The 508-nt window shown below is 63.8% G+C and carries 1 protein-coding gene; it reads right to left on the reverse strand.

What is annotated here, in order from left to right:
- Positions 1 to 467: IS110 family RNA-guided transposase (locus tag NKI72_RS35415; RefSeq protein WP_352709087.1), on the reverse strand; the 467-nt coding region annotated here is incomplete at its 3' end.
- Positions 468 to 508 lie beyond the last annotated feature (41 nt).

Genomic DNA, 508 nt, shown 5'->3' on the forward strand with positions numbered 1-508 from the left:
GCAAGGCCTTGTGCGGCCACCAGGCCGAATTCGGCTGCGTAGCCGCGGATCGTGTTGGAAAGCTGCGTGCGCCGCCGCACCAGCTGCTCGCGCACCCCAAACAGCATCTGCGCCGCTTGCTGCTCGCCGCTCTTGATCCCAACAAAGCGTGTCCTGGGCCGGCTCATCGCCTCGCAGATCGCCTCGGCGTCAGCCGCGTCATGCTTGCCGCGCCGCACATACGGCTTCACGTGCTGCGCCGCGATCAGCACCACCTCATGACCCAGCCCCGACAGCGTGCGCGCCCAGTAATGCGAGCCACCGCACGCCTCCAGCCCGATCCTCACCGGCGCAAGCTTGGCGAAGAACGGGACTACCGCCCGCCGTTGCAATTTACGCACCAGCACCGAACGCTCCGCAGCGTCGACACCATGCAGCTGAAAAACACTCTTGGACGTATCCATGCCAATACGGATAAGGTGTTCCACGGACGGCTCCCTTGTTTGAGATCTCAACGAACTCATTCTGG

It is taken from the genome of Mesorhizobium sp. M0437 (assembly GCF_040321335.1).
GTDB lineage: Bacteria > Pseudomonadota > Alphaproteobacteria > Rhizobiales > Rhizobiaceae > Mesorhizobium.